General features: G+C 41.3%; 19 protein-coding genes and 2 tRNA genes. 8 read left to right on the top strand and 13 right to left on the bottom strand.

The window, feature by feature from the left end; genetic code table 11:
* Nucleotides 1–167: 167 nt before the first annotated feature.
* The 6 genes from ABZP31_RS03745 to ABZP31_RS03720 form a co-directional block, all read right to left on the bottom strand.
* The gene (locus ABZP31_RS03745; RefSeq protein WP_248135071.1) at nt 168–1,145 is read right to left on the bottom strand and encodes an MBL fold metallo-hydrolase; all 978 of its coding nucleotides are present in this window, start codon (nt 1,143–1,145) and stop codon (nt 168–170) included.
* A 202-nt stretch (nt 1,146–1,347) separates the two neighbouring features.
* On the bottom strand, nt 1,348–1,539 hold the full coding sequence (locus ABZP31_RS03740; RefSeq protein WP_005406082.1) for a hypothetical protein: 192 nt from the start codon (nt 1,537–1,539) through the stop codon (nt 1,348–1,350).
* Nucleotides 1,540–2,170: 631 nt separating this feature from the next.
* Nucleotides 2,171–3,805 (bottom strand): chaperonin GroEL, encoded by a 1,635-nt coding sequence (gene groL / locus ABZP31_RS03735; RefSeq protein ID WP_005015664.1) that lies wholly within the window; start codon nt 3,803–3,805, stop codon nt 2,171–2,173.
* A 58-nt stretch (nt 3,806–3,863) separates the two neighbouring features.
* Nucleotides 3,864–4,154 (bottom strand): co-chaperone GroES, encoded by a 291-nt coding sequence (locus tag ABZP31_RS03730; protein ID WP_005015665.1) that lies wholly within the window; start codon nt 4,152–4,154, stop codon nt 3,864–3,866.
* A 184-nt stretch (nt 4,155–4,338) separates the two neighbouring features.
* Nucleotides 4,339–5,112: a metallophosphoesterase gene (locus ABZP31_RS03725; protein WP_248135068.1), complete on the bottom strand. Its 774-nt coding sequence runs from the start codon at nt 5,110–5,112 to the stop codon at nt 4,339–4,341.
* Complete coding sequence (locus tag ABZP31_RS03720) at nt 5,093–6,031, bottom strand: diacylglycerol kinase family protein (RefSeq protein ID WP_248135066.1); 939 nt, start codon at nt 6,029–6,031, stop codon at nt 5,093–5,095. Before ABZP31_RS03720 ends, ABZP31_RS03725 begins: the two co-directional genes overlap by 20 nt.
* A 397-nt stretch (nt 6,032–6,428) precedes the next feature.
* Here ABZP31_RS03720 and ABZP31_RS03715 point away from each other — a divergent pair, with 397 nt between their 5' ends.
* Entirely contained in the window at nt 6,429–8,258 is a 1,830-nt protein-coding gene (locus ABZP31_RS03715; RefSeq protein WP_248135062.1) for a phosphoenolpyruvate carboxykinase (GTP), read from the top strand.
* Between the two features lie 234 nt (nt 8,259–8,492).
* Complete coding sequence (locus ABZP31_RS03710; RefSeq protein WP_248135059.1) at nt 8,493–8,921, top strand: hypothetical protein; 429 nt, start codon at nt 8,493–8,495, stop codon at nt 8,919–8,921.
* Between the two features lie 36 nt (nt 8,922–8,957).
* On the opposite strand, the gene ABZP31_RS03705 is transcribed toward ABZP31_RS03710, so the two are convergent.
* A complete protein-coding gene (locus ABZP31_RS03705; RefSeq protein WP_248135056.1) occupies nt 8,958–9,626 on the bottom strand; it encodes a methyltransferase in 669 nt (222 codons plus the stop codon).
* Nucleotides 9,627–9,947: 321 nt separating this feature from the next.
* Nucleotides 9,948–10,796 (bottom strand): bifunctional methylenetetrahydrofolate dehydrogenase/methenyltetrahydrofolate cyclohydrolase FolD, encoded by an 849-nt coding sequence (gene folD, locus ABZP31_RS03700; protein ID WP_005406102.1) that lies wholly within the window; start codon nt 10,794–10,796, stop codon nt 9,948–9,950.
* 152 nt (nt 10,797–10,948) lie between these two features.
* Between folD and ABZP31_RS03695 the strand changes: the two genes are divergently transcribed.
* Together ABZP31_RS03695 and ABZP31_RS03690 are read left to right on the top strand one after the other, a co-directional pair.
* Nucleotides 10,949–11,022, top strand: a tRNA-Cys gene (locus ABZP31_RS03695).
* Between the two features lie 12 nt (nt 11,023–11,034).
* A tRNA-Leu gene (locus ABZP31_RS03690) sits at nt 11,035–11,120 on the top strand.
* 466 nt (nt 11,121–11,586) lie between these two features.
* Here ABZP31_RS03690 and ABZP31_RS03685 read toward each other — a convergent pair.
* The 4 genes from ABZP31_RS03685 to rlmE all read right to left on the bottom strand — a co-directional run bounded on the left by ABZP31_RS03685 (nt 11,587) and on the right by rlmE (nt 15,633).
* Complete coding sequence (locus ABZP31_RS03685; protein ID WP_248135054.1) at nt 11,587–11,901, bottom strand: DUF5713 family protein; 315 nt, start codon at nt 11,899–11,901, stop codon at nt 11,587–11,589.
* A gap of 64 nt (nt 11,902–11,965) precedes the next feature.
* On the bottom strand, nt 11,966–12,817 hold the full coding sequence (gene folP, locus ABZP31_RS03680; RefSeq protein ID WP_248135051.1) for a dihydropteroate synthase: 852 nt from the start codon (nt 12,815–12,817) through the stop codon (nt 11,966–11,968).
* 134 nt (nt 12,818–12,951) lie between these two features.
* The gene (gene ftsH, locus ABZP31_RS03675) at nt 12,952–14,847 is read right to left on the bottom strand and encodes an ATP-dependent zinc metalloprotease FtsH (protein WP_005015684.1); all 1,896 of its coding nucleotides are present in this window, start codon (nt 14,845–14,847) and stop codon (nt 12,952–12,954) included.
* Nucleotides 14,848–14,982: 135 nt separating this feature from the next.
* Nucleotides 14,983–15,633, bottom strand: a complete 651-nt coding sequence (gene rlmE, locus ABZP31_RS03670) for a 23S rRNA (uridine(2552)-2'-O)-methyltransferase RlmE (protein ID WP_005015686.1) — start codon at nt 15,631–15,633, stop codon at nt 14,983–14,985.
* A 194-nt stretch (nt 15,634–15,827) separates the two neighbouring features.
* On the opposite strand from rlmE, the gene yhbY reads away from it, so the two are divergent.
* Together yhbY and ABZP31_RS03660 are read left to right on the top strand one after the other, a co-directional pair.
* Nucleotides 15,828–16,151 (top strand): ribosome assembly RNA-binding protein YhbY, encoded by a 324-nt coding sequence (gene yhbY / locus ABZP31_RS03665; RefSeq protein ID WP_248135045.1) that lies wholly within the window; start codon nt 15,828–15,830, stop codon nt 16,149–16,151.
* A gap of 12 nt (nt 16,152–16,163) precedes the next feature.
* Entirely contained in the window at nt 16,164–16,700 is a 537-nt protein-coding gene (locus tag ABZP31_RS03660) for a DOMON-like domain-containing protein (RefSeq protein ID WP_248135042.1), read from the top strand.
* 60 nt (nt 16,701–16,760) lie between these two features.
* On the opposite strand, the gene ABZP31_RS03655 is transcribed toward ABZP31_RS03660, so the two are convergent.
* Nucleotides 16,761–17,153, bottom strand: a complete 393-nt coding sequence (locus tag ABZP31_RS03655) for a hypothetical protein (RefSeq protein WP_005015692.1) — start codon at nt 17,151–17,153, stop codon at nt 16,761–16,763.
* A 330-nt stretch (nt 17,154–17,483) separates the two neighbouring features.
* Between ABZP31_RS03655 and carA the strand changes: the two genes are divergently transcribed.
* Together carA and carB are read left to right on the top strand one after the other, a co-directional pair.
* Nucleotides 17,484–18,623 carry a glutamine-hydrolyzing carbamoyl-phosphate synthase small subunit gene (carA, locus tag ABZP31_RS03650; RefSeq protein ID WP_017400946.1) on the top strand — a complete coding sequence of 380 codons (1,140 nt, stop codon included), beginning with the start codon at nt 17,484–17,486 and terminating at the stop codon, nt 18,621–18,623.
* Between the two features lie 15 nt (nt 18,624–18,638).
* Nucleotides 18,639–21,869, top strand: coding sequence for a carbamoyl-phosphate synthase large subunit (gene carB, locus ABZP31_RS03645; protein WP_005015696.1), 3,231 nt, complete (start codon nt 18,639–18,641; stop codon nt 21,867–21,869).
* Nucleotides 21,870–21,896 lie beyond the last annotated feature (27 nt).

The raw sequence follows: 21,896 nt of genomic DNA, 5'->3' as shown, positions 1-21,896 counted from the left end.
TTGGGGCTTATAAACCATTTTCTTAGTCTGAGCTGCTGCTCATCAGAATGATTATTTGACAGCTCATTATGAAAATAAAATTAGCGAAATTTTGGATATAATGATCTTGCCAATTTACCAGGTAATAAAAATTAAAAATGGCTTCACATGAAGCCATTTATTAGAAATTATTTTTGCAAGACATTATTAAAATAGACAGGTATCCAGAGATACTGTTCATTGGAAACCTTAGAAATATGTCCAATGCCCGGAAAAGGTAAATGTGGTGCAGCCACCCAGCTACCTTCATCCGCAATTTTACTGAACAGTTTAAGTCGGGTTTTTACAGCCTCATCTGGCTGGATATCATACTCAATAGCAGTACGCGGCGCTTCAAACTGCACACTGTGCGAATGCACTGTATCTCCAATAAAAACCATTTTATCTTTATTATGCTCCAGCACAAAACTGTGGTGGCCGGGTGTATGGCCACGTGTATCCATCACCTGAAGGCCAGCAATCAATTGCCCCTCTTTAAAAGTCATAAATTGTTTATCTTGTTGATAAGGTGCTATCGCGTCCTGAATTTTGTTGCGGGTTGACTGATAATTTTCCAGTTGTTCTTTAGACAACTTTACTGGCGTCTGACCTAACCAGTAATTTACTTCACGTTCATGAGCATAGACTTTAGCGTTTGGAAAAACTTTTTGGCCCTCTTTAGTTAAACCGCAGACATGGTCAGGATGTAAATGCGTCAGTAACACTACATTCACGTCCTCAAGCCGATAGCCTGCCTTGACCAGATTACTGCTCACTGAACCGAGATGGGGACCAAAACAGCTAGCAGCACCACTATCTACTAAAACTAGCGCTGTTCCAGTATTAATTAGAAAAGCATTTACCGATGTTTGTACGCCCTGTTGCTGATCATTATGGTATTTTTTTAAAATCTGCTGAATGTGCTTTACCTGAGAATTATTTAGCGTTTTAAATAGACTAGGTGACATATAATTGGTGCCATCCAGTAACGCGGTAACTGTATATTTACCCCACTGCTGATGATAATAACCCGGCACCTGTTCAGTTGGTGTAGCTGTTGAAGCCATACCAGTTGAAGAAAGCACTGTAAAACTAACCAAACTGATGAGTGTCTTAAATATTTTCACTGCTTACCTGCTATATTAATTAAGAGCATGAATTGTTTTTAATATATTTTACCTCATTAAGCGAGTCTGTTCTGGGACACTCGTCAATTTTTATACTCTTCTGATAACCGATAAGCCCGTTACAAAAAGCTCTATACTGATTTAGTTTATAATATGGAAGAACATTATATTTTTTTATCAACCGATTTTTATCCTATAGGTTCTATAGAAACATTGTTAAAGTAGCAATGAACAATCCTATACATAATCCTAAAATAATTAAAATCATCTTTTTTTGAAATTCAGCAGCTCGTATATCTTCAATTAGAATATCCTGTTCAAATTGCTTAAACTCTCGATAAAGCTGGTCACCTGATTTGGAGCCCGGTGCACCTTTTAATTTAAAATTATGCATACCACTCTTTCTCGCTTTCGCAAACCTGAAAATCTATTCTCATAGAGAAAATCTAGTAAAAAATCTGCTTTTTCTAAAATAAACAGGACATTTGCTTTGAGACAATCTAATTTTAAAAAATGAAAAATTTAACTCTATATCCAGCTAATTATTTTATAATTCAATTAAATAGTTACACTGGCAACACATTACACTTTTATAAAAAACTTAAATCCAGGTATCTTGGACTATTTCTTTATATTTAGCTTATACCCTTACTATTTATAAGGTTTTTAATTATTTTTAAAATCTTTCTTTAAAATGAGTTTAATTTTGCAATAATTTTTTAAATTATCTCTATGGTATTTTTTTCCAAATTTAATTATTTTCTAAAATTTTATATATCACAAATTTTTTAGCAATAAGAATAAACCATAGGACTGAACTCTTAAATTAAATATTTTTCAGGTAAACCTATCTGCTTTAACTAACGATTCATAGAGTAAATATTTCAGGAAATAAAAAAGGTCGCACAAAGCGACCTTTTTTATTCACTCCACTATATCAAGAAAACTTTTGTAGTGAAGCGATAAATATATTCATGCCATATCCATATATGAAATATCAATGGCTTAAATAAAGCTTGGACAGATTACATCATACCGCCCATGCCACCCATACCGCCCATGTCTGGCACAGCTGGTTTGTCTTCTGGAATATCAGTAATCATGCATTCAGTGGTCAGCATCAGGCCAGCAACAGAAGCAGCATGTTCAAGCGCAGAACGCGTTACTTTTGCAGGGTCAAGAATACCCATCTCCAGCATGTCGCCATATTCACCTGAAGCTGCGTTATAACCATAGTTACCTTCGCCGCTCTTCACTGCATTAATTACTACCGAAGGCTCATCACCTGCATTAGAAACAATTTGACGAAGTGGTGCTTCAATAGCACGACGAAGAATGTTGATACCTACATTCTGGTCATCATTGTTACCAGTTAGGCCATCAAGTGCTTTTGCAGCACGAACCAGCGCTACGCCACCACCAGCAACTACACCTTCTTCAACCGCAGCACGAGTTGCATGCAATGCATCATCTACACGATCTTTTTTCTCTTTCATTTCAACTTCAGTTGCAGCACCGATTTTGATCACTGCTACACCACCAGCTAACTTAGCAACACGTTCCTGAAGTTTTTCTTTATCGTATTCAGATGTAGATTCTTCGATCTGTGCACGGATTTGCTGTACACGCTCAGCAATTGCATCAGCATTACCTGCACCATCAACAATCACTGTATTTTCTTTAGATACAGTAACTTTATGTGCAGTACCCAGATCTTCAAGGTTAGCCTGCTCAAGAGACATACCCACTTCTTCAGAAATTACGGTTGCGCCAGTCAGGATAGCAATATCTTGCAGCATGGCTTTACGGCGGTCGCCAAAGCCAGGAGCTTTCACTGCACACACTTTGATAATACCGCGCATGTTATTTACAACCAGAGTTGCCAGCGCTTCGCCTTCTACGTCTTCTGCAATGATCAGTAACGGCTTACCTGTTTTTGCAACAGCTTCAAGTACAGTAATCAGTTCACGAATATTACTGATTTTTTTGTCAACCAGAAGAATGAACGGATTTTCCAGCTCAGCCGTCAGAGTATCTTGCTTGTTTGCAAAATATGGAGAGATATAACCACGGTCAAACTGCATACCCTCTACAACATCAAGCGAGTCTTCAAAGCCTGAACCTTCTTCAACGGTAATTACGCCTTCTTTACCGACTTTTTCCATTGCCTGAGCAATCAGCTTACCTACAGTCTCATCAGAGTTTGCTGAAATTGAACCCACTTGTTCAATAGCTTTAAAATCATCTGCTGGCTTCGCTGTAGCACGGATATTTTCAACTACAGTCTTCACTGCAAGATCAATACCACGTTTCAGGTCCATTGGGTTCATACCCGCAGTTACTGATTTAATGCCTTCATTCAGGATTGCTTGCGCAAGTACAGTTGCGGTTGTTGTACCGTCACCCGCGATATCATTGGTTTTTGAAGATACTTCACGTACGAGCTGTGCGCCCATATTTTCGAATTTATCTTTTAGAGAAATTTCTTTAGCAACGGTTACACCGTCTTTAGTAATATGCGGTGCACCAAAAGAACGGTCAATCACTACATTACGGCCTTTAGGACCTAAAGTTACTTTAACAGCATCTGCCAGAGTGTTTACACCAGCAATCATTTTTGTACGGGCTGAATCACCGAATTTTACGTCTTTAGCTGACATTTTTAACTCCAATTTTTTAAGAAATACTTGATCTGATCACAAATGAGTTAAACGTAAATTAGCCTTCTAACACCGCAAGGATGTCAGACTCTTTCATAATAAGAAGCTCTTCCCCATTTACTTTTACAGTTGTACCGGCATAAGTTCCAAACAGAACCTTGTCGCCAACTTTTACGTCAAGTGCACGTACACCATTATCAGTAATTTGACCATTACCCACTGCAATGATTTCACCTTGAGAAGGTTTTTCTGCCGCAGAACCTGGCAATAAAATACCACCAGCAGTTTTTGTTTCTTCTTCTACACGACGAACTACTACACGGTCATGTAATGGACGAATATTGCTCATAATTAACTCCATCAGACTAAGTCTTTTTTAAGTAATCAGTTATTACTTTATTTATAAGTCTAAGTAATAACCTAAAGTGTTTTGATGACACTTTTGTGGGGATAGAAAAAAACGCTTCAAGGGGAAAAATAAAAAAAATTTGTATTTTTGTATTTTTTTTAACCGCTCGACAGATCTTGGGTAATTATTTAATCATATCTGTCCGTAAAACAAATGATTGACTCTCTTCATTAAACCAGTATTGCAGAATTTCACCAGATATTGAAACAGTGTTAAAACTGTTCGGCAGGTTCTTGTGCAAGCGCCAGGAAGTCGCAGTACCGGCATGAATATTATAAATAGGATGATCAACTTTTAAATTATATAGTCGGGCCAGATCATAGATCGCGGTTTTATGTAAATGGCCATGTAAAATACCAAACAATTCATATTGTCCCCAAACCTCTAGAGCCATACGGCCCAGTACCGGACAGTCTTTTAAACCATGGGGGTCGTCAGGTTCAGTATAAAACGGCTGATGTGACGTAATAATTTTAAGTTTATGTAAGGGGGCCTGTTCTAGTTTCTCACGGGTTTCATGAATTTGCTCTAGTGAGACATGACCACGTGTATGATAACGCCGTCTTACACTATTGACTCCAATAATATAAAAGTGTTCGGTTTCTAGTACATTTTCCAAATTACCGAAAAAATACTGGTAACGGGTAAACGGGCTAAAGACACGATTCCACAAATGATAAAGTGGTATATCATGATTGCCAGGTACAACCAGATAAGGAATCTGGAGACTCTCTAAAAACTGCTTACAATAATAAAATTGCGTAAACCGGGCACGTTGAGTCAGGTCCCCACTTACCACGAGAGCTTCGGGTTGTTGATCTTTACAGAATACTCGTAAGGCATTTATACATTCTGGCCGCTCGGTACCAAAATGCAGATCAGAGAGATGGAGCAGCATACGGCACCATTATGTTAAGCGCATTTTTTTCAACTGTAATTTTTAAAGGTGTCTGCAACTCGACAATTTCTCCATCAATCGCCACTTTAATATTTTTTTTAGCTGCGTGTACCTGAACCTGATCTGCGCAGAAGCTATAGACCTGTGAAGCCTGTTCAAGCTTGCCTTGTATCAGTTGAAATAGCAGTTTAAACAAAGTTCTTTTATCAGTATTTGCTACAGCCACACCGGCAACCCGGCCAGCCGCCGCACAGTCAGCAACACGCAGACGCATTTCCTGTAGCTGAAGTTGATTATTACCAAAAAAGACCAGCGGTGTATTTAAGGGATATCTTTTACCATCCACTTCTAAAGTCAGTTTTAAAGCTTTGCGGTCTCGAATCATGACATCCAGAGCTGAAGCATATGCATTAAATGTGAAGCGGCCAAACCGCTGGTTATATGCCTCCCTTCGCTTAATAAAGAGTGGATATAATCCTAGACTTGCATTGTTCAAATAAATCTGATTATTAAGTTTTGCCACATGAATCGCCTGAGGCCGACCAGAAATAATTACTTTTGTAGCTTCAAGCAAATCTAAAGGAATATTCAGGGCCCGCGCAACATAATTAAATGTCCCTAAAGGTAATAAGCCTAGCGGTATGTCAGTATGCAATAACTTTGCCCCTACTGCATTTAGAGTACCATCCCCCCCAGCTGCGACCACAACCCCTACATCTGGCCCATTTAAATGACGATCCAATACATCCCGCATCAACTGGTCAAAATCTGAGTTTGAATGTAATTCCAAGACCTGAATTTCGAAGCCATGTGTACTGAGTTGAGTTAGTATTTCTTCATAAAGCTCATCGCGACGGGCTGCATGAAAACCAGAATTTCTGTTATAAATAATGGTTAGAGGGCGCAATTGCTCATTCATAAACAATAAAAATTAAAGTAGTTGCTCTAATTTCGTCCAATTAATAGACAATTAAAATAGGCATTATGTAAAATTTAAATGAGTATGATTTATTTTACCAATAATAGTAAATTCAAGTTTTTTTAATGTAATTATTTTATTTTTAATAAAATTTTTTAAAAAAATACCATATATTTTTATTAAAAATAATTTGATATAAATTTCTTAATCTAATTTAATATATTGATTTTAAGAATATTTATATAAAGATCTACATGTAATTACTTTCAGCCTTTAGTCTTATTTTTTTTATTAATTTATGCTTTAATACTGCCACTTTTTTTATTCATTTTGTTTGTCTTGTTTAGACAGACGAATTTGTACTTGTACTTTGTACATATTTTTAATAGGCCTCACCATGACCCAAGTGAACGCACCAGAATTCGTTCGTCATCCTAAGCTTATTGCATGGGTTGAAGAAATTGCAAAATTAACGAAACCTGCAAAAATTGAATGGTGTGACGGTAGCGACGAAGAATATCAACGTCTAATTGACCTGATGATTGCTAACGGCACCATGAAAGCATTAAACCAAGAAAAACATCCTGGTTCGTATCTTGCAAATTCTGATCCTTCCGACGTTGCTCGTGTTGAAGACCGTACTTACATCTGTTCTGAAAAGCAAGAAGATGCCGGTGCGACCAATAACTGGGAAGCTCCAGCCGAGATGCGTACCAAACTGAATGGTTTGTTTGACGGTGCCATGGCTGGACGTACCATGTATGTCGTACCTTTCTCTATGGGCCCGCTGGGCAGCCACATTGCACATATCGGTATTGAATTGACTGACTCTCCTTATGTTGCAGTGAGCATGACTAAAATGGCTCGTATGGGTAAAGCCGTTTATGATGTGTTAGGAACTGATGGCGAATTTATTCCATGTGTGCATACAGTAGGTGCACCGCTTGCAGAAGGTCAAAAAGATGTTTCTTGGCCATGCAACAAAGAGAAATACATTGTTCATTACCCAGAGACCCGTGAAATCTGGTCTTACGGTTCTGGTTATGGTGGTAACGCATTACTTGGTAAAAAGTGTCTGGCACTTCGTATTGCCTCTGTCATGGGTCGTGACCAAGGCTGGCTAGCAGAACATATGCTTATTCTAGGTGTAACCAATCCTCAGGGCGAAAAACACTATATCGCTGCAGCATTCCCGTCAGCCTGTGGTAAAACGAACTTTGCCATGCTGATTCCACCTGCGGGTTATGAAGGCTGGAAAATTGAAACTGTAGGCGATGATATTGCCTGGATCAAACCAGGTGAAGACGGCCGCCTGTATGCAATTAATCCAGAAGCTGGTTTTTTTGGTGTAGCACCTGGAACCAATACTAAAACTAACCCGAACTGCATGGCAACGCTGCATAAAGACGTCATCTATACTAACGTTGCTGTGACTGAAAATGGCGAAGTATGGTGGGAAGGTCTGTCTAAAGAAATTCCAGCAAATCTTACGACCTGGAAAGGACAGCCTCATGCTGAAGGCGAAAAAGCTGCGCATCCAAATGCCCGCTTTACTGTTTCAGCAGCTCAGTGTCCTTCTATTGATGCAGACTGGGAAAACCCGGCAGGCGTACCTATTTCTGCATTTATCTTTGGTGGACGTCGTGCCGATACAGTACCTTTAGTTTCAGAAGCTTTTGACTGGGTAGATGGCGTATACAAAGCAGCAACCATGGGTTCAGAAACCACTGCTGCAGCTGTAGGTCAACAAGGCATCGTACGCCGTGATCCGTTTGCAATGCTTCCATTTGCTGGTTACAACATGGCCGACTACTTTGGCCACTGGCTAAGCATGGGCGAAAAAGTTGCTGCGCAAGCTGAAGCACATGGCAACTATTTACCGAAAATCTTCAATGTAAACTGGTTCCGTCGTGACGCTGAAGGCAACTTTGTATGGCCTGGTTTTGGCCAGAACATGCGTATTCTAGAGTGGATCATTGACCGTTGTGAAGGTCGTGCAAGTGCAGTTGAAACTCCAATTGGCTATGTTCCAACTTATGAACAGCTCAACTGGACTGGTCTAGACTTTAGCAAAGAACAGTTTGATACTGTAACTTCTCAAGATAAAGACCAATGGATTAAAGAACTGGAAAGCCATACTGAGCTATTCAGCAAGTTAGGTGACCGTTTACCACAAGCACTGAAAGACCGTCAGAATCAGCTGCTTGATGCTGTAAAATCAGTTTAAATCAATAAAATAAAAGAAGGTCGCAATTGCGACCTTTTTTATTTTAATTTTATCCACGCTCTATTAATCAATCACCAGAGAAAAATTGCTATTATCATTTACCTATTAAATTGATGTCTTTAACATTTACTTATAATTTCTTCAGCTTACTGAAGCATATCAGTCCTTAAGATTGCTTATTTCCGCTAGTTCTATGCCATACTTGAACCTATAAGGATAAAAGGCTTTCTAATTATGAAGAAAATAACTTTATTGGTTACTTTACCATTATGTTTTATTATAACGGCATGCCAGACTAGCCCTCGCCAGTACAATGGTATTACAGGCTATCAGATCGAGAACAAGTCTGCCCAATCAGCGACTATTGTCTATACTTTGGCATTACGTGCCAACCAGTCTATAGATGAAAATAAATTGCAGATGGCTTGTCAGCAAGTATTAGGTACTGGTAAAACTTATAAAATTTCAGTATTAAGCGCCAATGAGATTCCAAATCCTGCTGCTACCCAGCAGGACAATTATGGTATACAACTCGGCCAGAACCGGGCCTCATTCAGTTTATCTGATACCCCAAGTTTAAATAACAGTGAAGATTACGCAACTCGACAGGCACTTGAAGCCAAGCCTGCAACTCTACGCGTCATTCGCTATACCTGTTCGTAATATTTTATGCTTTATCAGCTCAGACGTTATTTAAACTTATAACGTCTTATAAAAGCTGACATTGCGAAATTCTTTAGCTTCATCTAGGTCTGGCCAAGTGGTGGCACTACGTTCTTCAGTTTTGCAGTAACGAGGGTGACTAAAGTTTTTTACCCGACTATCTGCCACCCAGACCGTTGAAGTAAATTTCAGAAATTCATCCAGAAAGAAGCGGTTACTCTGATCGTAAAGTACATCAGCCGCCAATAGCACATCAACCTGCTCTGCCTTATACAAGTCATCCAAATACTCAAGCTCGACATCATTAAGCTTTGCATTCTCGCGACAAGCCGCCAGACTGACCTGATCGATATCACAACAGATTACCCGTTTGGCACCTGCCATTTTAGCGGCAATAGCTACTATTCCAGAACCGGCACCAAAATCCAATACCACTTTATCTTTGACATGCTGTGGCTCGGCAAGCAACCACTGTGCCATAGCAAGTCCTGAAGCCCAGCAGAAAATCCAGTAAGGCGTATCATTCCAGATACGTCGAATAACCTCATCATCGAGGCGGTCAGTAGGAAAAACTGGCGGTATTAACCATAATAAAATAGGGGTTTCAGGTAATTGCTGTGCCTGTAGTTCACACTGTGGTATAACCTCATGTAACGCTTGAAGAAGATGCTCAGGAGCCTTAGCCAGTTGAAAAGTACAACTCATCAAAAATTTAACCTTTATTAAAGCGATTCAAAGTTATTAAAGCTTAATATGATAAGCACTCTAGTCCATACCCCACTGCTTAAAGGCAGAATTTATAATAAAAGAATAATTCTGCGCCCTATAATTTTTTAATACTTTTTAACGAGTTTCGCAGGCCAGAGATAGTTTTTCTGCCTTTTTCAAAACAGAAATAAAGTGAACAGCCGATTAATTCAAATAAAGATCAGGATAAACAGGCCATGAAAATAGCTTTAAAAGCTTTATTAACATAAAAGCCATGCAAACTTAACATTTACATAGCTTTTAATAATGCTTTTAAGATCAAGCCAAGGCTTTCTCAGCGGCTTCGACTGTCTGGCGAATTAAAGTCGTGATTGTCATTGGCCCTACACCCCCTGGAACAGGAGTATAAGCAGAAGCCAGCTCTTCAATACCTGCTAGTTGAATATCCCCTACACCACCGCCATCACGCGGATGAAAACCAGCATCAACCACCACAGCACCCGGCTTGATCCATTCCTTTTGTATAAACTCGGCTTTTCCAACAGCCCCTACAAGGATGTCAGCCTGCTTAACAAATTCAGAGAGGTTCTGTGTACGTGAATGGCAAATCGTCACTGTAGCATTAGCCTGAAGCAACATCATTGCCATTGGCTTGCCCAAAATAGCAGAGCGGCCTACAACAACGGCATGTTTACCTGCAATTTCAATATTATTTTCTTTTAAGATCGTCATGATTCCAGCAGGTGTTGCAGAGCCATAGGCAGCCTCTCCCATTGCCATACGACCAAAACCCAAGCAAGTCACGCCATCTACATCCTTTTCTAGCGATATGGCATCAAAACAGGCACGTTCATCAATCTGTTCCGGAACAGGATGCTGAAGCAGAATACCATGTACATCAGGGTTTTCATTTAGCTTTTCAATTTCTGCCAGTAACTGCTCGGTAGTTGTTTCTTTTGGCAGTTCCACTTTAAGAGAATCCATACCAACACGACGACAGGCATTCCCTTTCATGCGTACATAAGTAGCTGAAGCACCATCATCTCCTACCAGGATAGTTGCCAGAATTGGCGTACGACCTGTTTTTGTCTTTAACGCCTCTACACGTTGCAACAAGTCAGCTTCTATCTGTTTCGCCAGTGTACGACCGTCTAAAACCAATGCCACAGCACATCTCCCAAGTGGATATGAATCAATTTTGCACATAATACATGATTATTTAACCGTTTTTATTTTAGTTGCTGTTTTTATGTGCATATTCACCATACATCCTATTGTTTTTTTTTCAAAGATTGCTAATATGTGCATCACCAAGAGATGGCGGGGTGGCAGAGTGGTCATGCAGCGGACTGCAACTCCGTGTACGCCGGTTCGATTCCGACCTCCGCCTCCAATCTTGTGTAACGCCCGGGTGGTGAAATAGGTAGACACAGGGGATTTAAAATCCCCCGCCCACAAAGCGTGCCGGTTCGAGTCCGGCCCCGGGCACCATTTTAAAGCTAAAATAAAATGGTGTAATAAAGAATCCAGCTTAAAGCTGGTTTTTTTATGCCTGTAATTTCTTGAATATAAAAATATAAATTTTACAATGATCAAGTTTATTCAAATTACGATTTCCTCCTCTTCTAAATCAACAGTTTAGTAGCTTAAGTATCCAGACATTTTTAAATACAAGTTTTGCAATTATTTAAAAAATAGCTCATCAAATAGATAATCATCGCATATCACAGTGCTGTACTCTCAGTCACAGCTACTGTGCTTTAAAATTTAATAATTAAGGAAATAAATAACCATGAGAAAACAAGAATGATAATTCCGGCAAAAGTTAAGGATGTATGCCGTTAAGTGGATCAAATATTATATTTAACGATGACAGGATTGCAGAAAAACATTCAGGACAATACTGCCAACTATAGAATATCCTGAACAAACCATAAGACTTTGCAATAAAGTTATCTTACCACTCCCTATTGGTAACCAGTTCTTCCATATCAATATCTAGATAACCCGCCTCCTGTACCACCATCATCATAGCCTCAGCAATATAATCAGCTGCTGCATCATCTAGAGATGAATCCATCTGCTCAAACTTGGGTTTCATTTTATTGATTTGAACTATGATCTCCTGAGCAGAAGAATATATATCTATCTGACTCAAAGAACTTGCTGTAATTTTTTCAGAGAATTGTAGCAGCAACTGTTTAATACGTGATACCAGCTCTTCAGGGTAGTATTCATCCTCACACATAGGAGTTAATAACTCATCATTCATTACTTATTCTCAAAAATAAAAATCCGAGCCTAAAGAACCCGGATTCAGTCAAATATAGAAACCATCAGGCAGACAGTGTAGCACACCAGATTTTAATCGCATCACTGGTAGCCTTCACATCATGTACCCTTACGATAGATGCACCCTGCTGTATACTCAAAAGATGCGCTGTGACGCTGCCAATTACACGATCTTTTACCTCTGCGCCCTCCAGGGCCTCACCAATGAAGCGCTTACGTGACAGTGCAGATAGAACCGGATAACCTAATTCATTAAGCCGCCAGAAATCCTGCAACAGTTTCAGGTTATGACTAGCATTCTTGGCAAAGCCAAAGCCTGGATCAATAATGATATTATCCGCCCGCACTCCTGCTGCAATGGCCGCCTCAACTCTTACAGTCAACTCACGAAGCACTTCTTCAACTACATCTTCATAATTGGCCAGCTGGTTCATTGTGGTAGGCTCACCACGCATATGCATGATGACTACAGGTATATCCAGCTCTGCCGCCACTGCAAGTGCATCTGGGCGACTCAATGCCCGCACATCATTCCAGATATGGGCTCCCTTCTTCACTGCCTGACGGATTACTTCAGGCTCACTGGTATCAACAGATATAATTACATCATGTTGTGCCAAAGCTTCCACTACAGGAATTACACGTTGAAGCTCTTCTTTAATCGATACTGGAGTAGCGCCTGGCCGGGTAGATTCCCCTCCAATATCAATAATAGTTGCCCCGTCTTTTATCATCTGCAAAGCATACTGGAGAGCTTGCTCTCTATGGTTATATTTTCCGCCGTCACTAAAAGAGTCAGGAGTAACATTTAAAACCCCCATAATATGCGGGCGAGCTAAATCCAGACTTACATCTTTGCATTGTAAAGTCTGTTTAGGTAATGGCATTAGCCGCATTGGTTTCTCCTGATCTTATGATTGATACATTTTAACAAGTTAAATTCTGGCCGAGTGTTAAGTTATTTTCATGTTTTTATTTTTAAATAATAAAAAAGAGCCACTTGAAGTGGCTCTTTTCTAAATAACTGTATTTAGTTCATTGCTGGCAATGGAGGTGGTGTAGACGGCCCATTTTTAGGTGGTTCTAAGTCTGCAACCGGATTATCTGCAACATAAACTTTAGGTGGCTGAGGATCACGACCTTCCATAATGTCACGGATCTGCTCACGATCAATAGTTTCCCATTCCATCAGAGCTTTAACCATTTTATGTGCAATATCCTGATTACCTTCAAGAATATCCCAAGCAACTTTATATTGCTCATCCAGAATACGACGCACTTCCTGATCGACTTGTTGCTGGGTAGCTTCAGAAATAGTGCGACTATTCATACTGCCCATAAATGACTGCTGTGAATCATCTTCATAGACCATTACACCCAGTTTGTCAGACATACCGTATTTGGTGACCATCGCGCGTGCCATTTTTGTTGCACGTTCAAAGTCGTTAGATGCACCCGTTGACTGCTGATGAATAAAGATCTCTTCTGCAATCCGGCCACCGAACAAAATAGATATCTCGTTCAGCATTTTGTCCTTGTAATGGCTGGTCTGATCAAACTCTGGTAACTGCCAAGTTACGCCTAAAGCCCAACCACGCGGCATAATTGTTACCTTATGGACCGGATCAGTACCGGGCAGCATCTCAGCAACGATTGCATGTCCCGCTTCATGGTAAGCAGTAGCACGGCGTTCTTCTTCACGAAGAACCATCGATTTACGCTCTGGCCCCATATACAGTTTATCTTTTGCATCCTCGAAGTCATGCATGTCGACTGTGTTCTTGTTGCGACGTGCCGCAAAAAGAGCTGCCTCATTGACCAGGTTTGCCAGTTGGGCACCCGAAAAGCCAGGTGTACCACGCGCCAACACTTTAACATCTACACCGGTAGTTGAAGGCAGTTTTCTTAAATGAACATTCAGAATCTGTTCACGACCCTTAATGTCTGGCAGACCTACCATTACTTGACGGTCAAAACGACCTGGACGAAGCAAGGCTTTATCGAGTACATCAGCACGGTTAGTGGCTGCAATTACGATAATACCTTCATTTCCTTCAAAACCATCCATTTCAACCAGCATTTGGTTAAGAGTCTGCTCACGTTCATCATGTCCGCCACCTGTACCTGAACCACGATGACGACCCACTGCATCAATCTCGTCAATGAAAATGATACAAGGTGCATGACGTTTAGCCTGCTCAAACATGTCACGTACACGCGAGGCGCCCACACCAACAAACATTTCAACAAAGTCAGAACCGGAGATGCTAAAAAACGGCACTTTTGCTTCGCCGGCAATAGCTTTGGCGAGCAAGGTTTTACCTGTACCCGGCGGGCCTACCATTAAAACACCTTTAGGAATGGTTGCGCCTAGACGCTTAAATTTTGCCGGATCTTTCAAGAAATCGACAATTTCAACCACTTCCTGTTTGGCCTCATCACAGCCCGCCACATCGGCAAAGGTTACTTTAATCTGGTCTTCAGATAACATTTTTGCTTTGGATTTACCAAAGCTCATTGGCCCGTTCTTGCCACCTGCACCGCCACCCATATTTCGCATAAAGAACATGAATAACAAGATGATTAGAAGTACAGGAAAGCTTGCAATGAGTAATTGCATCAATAAACCTTGACGTTGCGGTGCTGTACCCTCAACGACAACATTATTTTTGATAAGGCTCGGCATAAGCTCAGGGTCTTGAACCGCAGGACGAATGCTTTCAAACTCTGAACCGTTGACTTTTTCGCCATTAATACGCTCGCCATCAATTGTGACTTGCTTAATTTGACCGGCATTAACCGCTGCCACGAATTCGGAATAATTCATCGCAGTCGGCTTGTTGCGGTCACTGATGTTACTGAAAATCAAGATCAGAACACCCAGTATTATTAGCCACAATACGGCATTCTTGAAGAGATCGCTCAAAGCTTTATTCCCATATCAATCTAATTTGATCATGCCCAAAATTTCTGGGGTGACCCTAACAAAAAACTGTAAAACAGCATGCAATGTCTAAAAAAGTACAAAATGCACAATTTTTGACGGGTTGGCAAGTAAAGTTTATTGCAACGCTTTTTTACGGCCTTGTCCAATTAAAAACACTTCTTTCGAACGGGCTCGTGACGCGGCGGGTTTAACAGTTTTTAACACATCAAAACTATCAACCACTTGCTTGCGAAACTCATCAAAGCCAGCCCCTTGGAATACTTTTACCACAAACTGTCCGTTGGGTCCGAGTACCTTTTGTGCAAAATCTAAAGCAAGTTCACACAAATATATCTGGCGGGGCTGATCAACCGCCCTATTACCAGATGTATTGGGGGCCATATCCGAAATTACAACGTCTACCTGACGTCCATTTAAAATATTTAACAATTTTTCGAATACTTCTTCTTCACGGAAGTCACCCTGCAAGAAAGTGACATCTGCCAAAGCATCCATCGGAAGAATATCGGACGCAATTACCAGTCCTTTATCCCCTACCAGTTTACCCGCTATCTGCGACCAGCTCCCTGGAGCCGCTCCCAGATCAACTACAGTCATACCCGGTTTGATGAGCTTATATTTTTCCTGGATCTCAAGAAGTTTATAGGCAGCGCGTGCACGATAGCCTTCCTTTTGCGCCTTTTTTACAAAAGGGTCGTCCAGATGCTCTCTCATCCACGCACGACTACTTTTAGATAACTTCTGGTTGGTAATGCGTGTTGCCATAACTACTAAATATTGAAATAACTTCTATTTTTTTATTGTACGTGAAAAATGTGCAGCTTGCAGTATACATCTGTATCTAAAGCGCCCTCCCCAACGGATATTTTTAATAAGCTTCATCGATAATTTAAGAGTTTTAGAGTGTTTGAATTCGGTTTTTGCTATACTGGGGCGTTTTTAAATTTAGGTTATATTTCATGGCGGCTCTCTCTATTCAAGAACGCAAGCGTTTACGTCAAATTGGACATGCTCTTAATCCGGTAGTAATGATCGGGGGGCAAGGCCTGACCGAAGGCGTGATTGAAGAAACCAACCGCGCATTAAACGATCATGAACTAATTAAAGTGAAGATTGCTGGCGAAGATCGTGAAGCACGTGGACAGGTTATTGATGCGTTAATAGAAGCTACTGGTGCTCAGGCAGTACAGAAAATTGGTAAAATTGTTCTGCTTTATAAAAAGGCAGCCAAACAGAATCAGCATTTGTCGAATCTGGTTCGTTACGCGCATCTTTCAAGCTGATCATTTTCTCTTATGGCTAGTTACGAACTTAATCCTTTTAAAAGGTTTTCTGCTATTTCCTTGGTAGGTGCAGTTGAACAGCAAGATCAGGCTTCTTTAAATATCGGTTTCTGGATTAGTGACCCAAACCGGCTAATCCTTTGGCCAGATAAAGTCGCATCAAATCCACGCCGTGACTATCTATGGGAAAATACCTGTTATGAAATTTTCATTGGTGTAAAAGATCAAGATTTTTATCGGGAAATTAACCTTTCCCCTTCTGAAGCTTGGCAAGCCTACCAGTTCGAAGAGTATCGCTATCCGGAAGATATTCCTCCAAAACCAGCTTATGATATTGAGTTAAATCAGCTCAAGCGGACACATTATGGTTTAAATGTGAGTCTGGATCTGGGACGGTTTATGGCAGACCATGAATTGAAGTGGTCAGATTTATATCTTGGCTTGTCGGCAGTACTTAAGACTTCACAAGAAGTACATTATTTCGCTATGCAGCATAGTAGCCCGCAACCAGATTTTCATAATAAGCGTGACTGGCTACATCAGTTTTGAAACTTCCAGTAATAATTTAAAAAAGTGAGTTTATACTCACTTTTTTATTATTTATTCAACTTAATTATGACGCTGAACCTTATTCCACACTTCAACAGCATTTGCTTTAGAGCGTTTAAATGTCTCGGTAAGGTTTTCTTTATGTTTTAATGAAATCTGGCTGATGTCTGCTTTCAAATCTTGGCTTAATTTGGCAAGCTCATCCACCAGATGAGTAAATTCACTTTTAACCAGATTTTTTAATTCAGAAATTTCTTGGCCCGAAAAGGTTAGTTGACTTTTTAATGACTCTAAACGCGCCCATAACGCCTGGTTGGATTCACGCGCAGGCTCCTGCTGTGTTAACGCTTCTGATGCTGTGTTGACAACTGGTGTAGTCTCAATTACTTCATTCTTTTGTTCTTTAGCCAATGGCTGAGCTGCTTTTTTAGCTTTCTGAGAAGAATTAGTCATAATAATATTCCCTGCTTTGATGAAAATTATAAAATCATCTTAATTTATTGAATAAAAAATGATCTATTTATTGTCTGACAATTATTAAAAATCTTGCTTGCTCTCTCATTCTTTTCTCATGGAAGGCTTGCGCTTGTGTTTATTTGAAGTTACAAGCTCCCTATCTGATATAAACATTATAATTAGCGTGGACTTTTAGACTCTTCATGCGTACAATACGCTGTTAAGTTACAAGCGAGCAGACCAAAAGGAGGGCGTGTTTTTTTTAGACAGCCACCCTTTTTTTATGTCTACTCGCTTTTTTACAGCCTAAAATTCAGGAGCTTTGGTTTGAGCATCCCCGCCATTTTAGCCCTTGCAGACGGAACTATCTTTAAAGGTAAGTCTATCGGTGCATCGGGTTGTACGACTGGTGAAGTCGTTTTTAACACCGCCATGACTGGCTATCAAGAAATTTTGACTGACCCAAGTTATGCACAACAGCTTGTGACATTAACTTATCCTCATATTGGCAATACTGGCTGTAATGCTGAAGATGCCGAGTCCGGCCGTATTCAGAAAGTCTGGGCCAATGGCCTGATTATTCGCGACCTGCCTTTATTACATAGCAACTTCCGTGCAGATATGTCTCTTGGTGAATATCTTGAGCAGAATAATGTTGTTGCGATTGCAGATATTGATACCCGCAAACTGACCCGTATCTTGCGGGATAAGGGCGCGCAGAATGGCTGTATTCTTGCAGGTGAAAATATTACTGCTGAAGAAGCATTAGAAAAAGCGCGGGCTTTTGGCGGTCTTGAAGGTCTAGACCTGGCAAAAGAGTGTTGTGATCCAGAAGGTTTTGAATGGACCGAAGGCTCATGGGCATTAGGTCAAGGCTTTACCCAGCCTGAATTAAAATATCATGTAGTAGCATATGACTATGGTGTCAAAACCAACATCTTGCGTATGCTTGCAGATCGCGGCTGTAAATTGACCGTTGTACCTGCCCAGACCCCTGTTGAAAAAGTACTGGCACTTAATCCTGATGGCGTTTTCTTGTCCAATGGACCAGGTGACCCGGCTGCATGCGGTTATGCAATTGAAGCTGTAAAAACTATTGTCGAAACAACTACACTACCGGTCTTCGGTATCTGTTTAGGGCATCAAATTCTGGCTCTTGCAAGTGGAGCAGCTACCCTCAAGATGGGTCATGGTCACCATGGCGCCAACCATCCTGTACAGAATATTGAAGATGGTACAGTGATGATCACTTCGCAGAACCACGGTTTTGCGGTAGATGAAAGTACCTTACCTGAAGTGTTACGTGTAACTCACCGTTCGCTGTTTGATGGTACAAACCAAGGTATTCATCGTACTGATAAACCGGCTTTCAGTTTCCAAGGACATCCTGAAGCGAGTCCTGGTCCGCATGATTGCGCACCGCTGTTTGATCATTTCATTGAACTTATCGAAGCATCTAAGAAGTAATTAAGGAGCGAAATAATGCCTAAACGTACGGATATTAAAAGCATCTTAATTATTGGTGCTGGCCCTATTGTAATTGGTCAGGCATGCGAGTTTGACTATTCAGGTGCACAAGCATGTAAAGCGCTGCGTGAAGAAGGCTACCGTGTTATTTTGGTGAACTCTAACCCGGCAACCATTATGACCGACCCTGCAATGGCAGATGCTACTTACATCGAGCCAATCACTTGGCAGACTGTTGCCGCGATCATTGAGAAAGAGCGTCCGGATGCGGTCCTTCCAACCATGGGTGGTCAAACTGCGTTGAACTGTGCGCTTGCACTTGACGCAAATGGTGTATTAGAGAAATACAATGTTGAATTGATTGGGGCGACCAAAGAAGCGATCGAAAAAGCAGAAGACCGTAAACTGTTCGACCAAGCAATGCGTAAGATTGGTCTTGAGTGTCCAAAAGCTGCGATTGCAGAGTCAATGGAAGAAGCACTTGAAATTCAAGCTCGTTTTGGCTTCCCAGTGATTATCCGCCCATCATTCACCATGGGTGGTTCTGGTGGCGGTATCGCTTATAACCGCGAAGAATTCCTTGAAATCTGTGAACGCGGTTTTGACCTTTCTCCGACTAAACAGTTATTGATCGATGAGTCTTTAATTGGCTGGAAAGAGTACGAGATGGAAGTTGTTCGTGACAAAAACGACAACTGTATCATCGTATGTGCGATCGAAAACTTTGATCCAATGGGTGTACACACCGGTGACTCGATCACGGTTGCACCTGCACAAACATTGACTGATAAAGAATACCAATTGATGCGTAATGCATCTTTAGCAGTTCTTCGTGAAATTGGTGTTGAAACAGGTGGTTCTAACGTTCAGTTTGGTATCAATCCAAAAGATGGTCGTATGGTGATCATCGAGATGAACCCGCGTGTATCACGTTCCTCTGCGCTTGCATCGAAAGCAACAGGTTTCCCGATTGCAAAAATCGCAGCGAAACTGGCAGTTGGCTATACCCTTGATGAACTGAAAAATGATATTACTGGTGGTACAACTCCAGCATCTTTCGAACCAGCAATTGACTATGTCGTCACCAAAGTTCCACGTTTCAACTTCGAAAAATTCCCGCAAGCTGACGCGACTTTAACAACTCAGATGAAATCTGTCGGTGAAGTCATGGCCATTGGCCGTAACTTCCAGGAATCTGTGAATAAAGCACTTCGTGGATTAGAAGTGGGCGCTTCTGGTTTTGATGAAAAAATCGAAGTGGGTACTGAAGGTGCACGCGAGAAGATTCTTCAGGAACTTAAAGTTCCAGGTCCAGAGCGTATCTGGTATGTAGCGGATGCATTCCGTCATGGTTTCACTTTAGACGAAGTATTTGCAGCGACCAATATCGACCGCTGGTTCCTGGTCCAGATCGAAGACATCATCAACACTGAAAACCAGATCAAAACTTTAGGTTTCGGTGACTTGAACGCGGACAACATCCGTTCATTCAAACGTAAAGGTTTATCGGACCTGCGCATTGCGAACTTGATGGGTATTTCACAAAAACAATTCCGTAAACACCGTTGGAACCTGGGCGTAACCCCTGTTTACAAACGTGTGGATACCTGTGCAGCTGAATTCGAATCGGATACAGCATACATGTACTCAACTTACGATGAAGAGTGTGAGTCTAACCCATCGAACCGTGACAAGATTATGGTGATCGGCGGTGGACCTAACCGTATTGGTCAAGGGATCGAGTTCGATTACTGCTGTGTACACGCGGCGCTTGCAATGCGTGAAGATGGCTATGAAACCATCATGGTGAACTGTAACCCTGAGACTGTTTCTACAGATTACGACACATCAGACCGTTTGTACTTCGAACCGATTACCTTGGAAGATGTACTTGAAATCGTTCGTACAGAGAAGCCTAAAGGCATCATCGTACAATACGGTGGTCAAACTCCGCTTAAATTGGCTCGTGCTTTAGAAGAAGCGGGTGCGCCAATTATCGGCACATCACCTGACGCGATTGACCGTGCAGAAGACCGTGAACGTTTCCAGCAAATGATTCAACGTTTGCAACTGCGTCAACCAAATAACAGTATCGTAAAATCTGCTGAAGAAGGTATGGCTGAAGCAGCGAAAGTCGGCTACCCGCTTGTGGTACGTCCTTCTTACGTTCTTGGTGGCCGTGCGATGGAAATCGTATACAACGACGAAGAACTCAAACGCTACTTACGTGATGCGGTTCAGGCATCTAACGAAGCGCCAGTTCTGCTTGACCGCTTCCTGGATGACGCGATTGAAGTTGACGTTGACTGCGTGTCTGACGGTAAAGACGTTGTGATCGGCGGGATCATGCAGCATATTGAACAAGCGGGAATTCACTCAGGTGACTCAGCATGTTCTATTCCTCCTTACTCTTTATCTAAAGAAGTTCAGGACGAAATGCGCCGTCAAACGATTGCTATGGCAAAAGAGCTTGGCGTAATCGGTTTGATGAACGTACAGTTTGCGGTGAAAGGCGACGACGTTTACATCTTGGAAGTGAACCCACGTGCATCACGTACTGTGCCGTTCGTTTCTAAGTGTATCGGCGAATCTTTAGCGAAAGTCGCTGCACGTTGTATGGCAGGTCAATCTCTTGAGTCACAAGGCTTCACGGCTGAGATTATCCCTGAGCACTTCTCTGTAAAAGAAGCAGTGTTCCCATTCAACAAATTCCCTGGTGTTGACCCGATCCTTGGCCCTGAGATGAAATCGACAGGTGAAGTGATGGGTGTAGGTAAAACATTTGGTGAAGCATTCTATAAAGCAGTGCTAGGTGCAAATGAACGTTTACCTGGTCTTCCAACTGAAGGCGAAGTGAAACATGCATTCATCTCTGTACGAGACTCAGATAAACCTCGTGCTGTCGGTATTGCGAAACAATTAATTGACCTAGGCTTCAAGATTCTTGCGACTGATGGTACATTTAAAGTGATTAGCGAAGCTGGTCTTGAATGTGAACGCGTGAATAAAGTGACTGAAGGTCGTCCTAACATTGTGGACCGTATCAAAAACGGTGAAATCCACCTTGTCATTAATACGACTGAAGGCAAAAAGGCACAAGAAGACTCATTCTCGATCCGTCGTTCAGCACTTCAAGGTAAAGTGTATAATACAACTACATTGAATGGTGCGGACGCTGTATGCCAAGCTCTAGCAATTAAATTGCCAATGGATGTATATCGTTTGCAAGACCTAACTAAAGGTTAATTCGCTTCCAAGAAGTCCCGCTACCTT

The sequence above is a fragment of the Acinetobacter sp. FL genome (assembly GCF_040744925.1).
Classification (GTDB): domain Bacteria; phylum Pseudomonadota; class Gammaproteobacteria; order Pseudomonadales; family Moraxellaceae; genus Acinetobacter; species Acinetobacter radioresistens.
The sequence above is the reverse complement of the archived record's forward strand: the minus strand, read 5'-3'. Positions and strand labels throughout refer to the sequence as shown.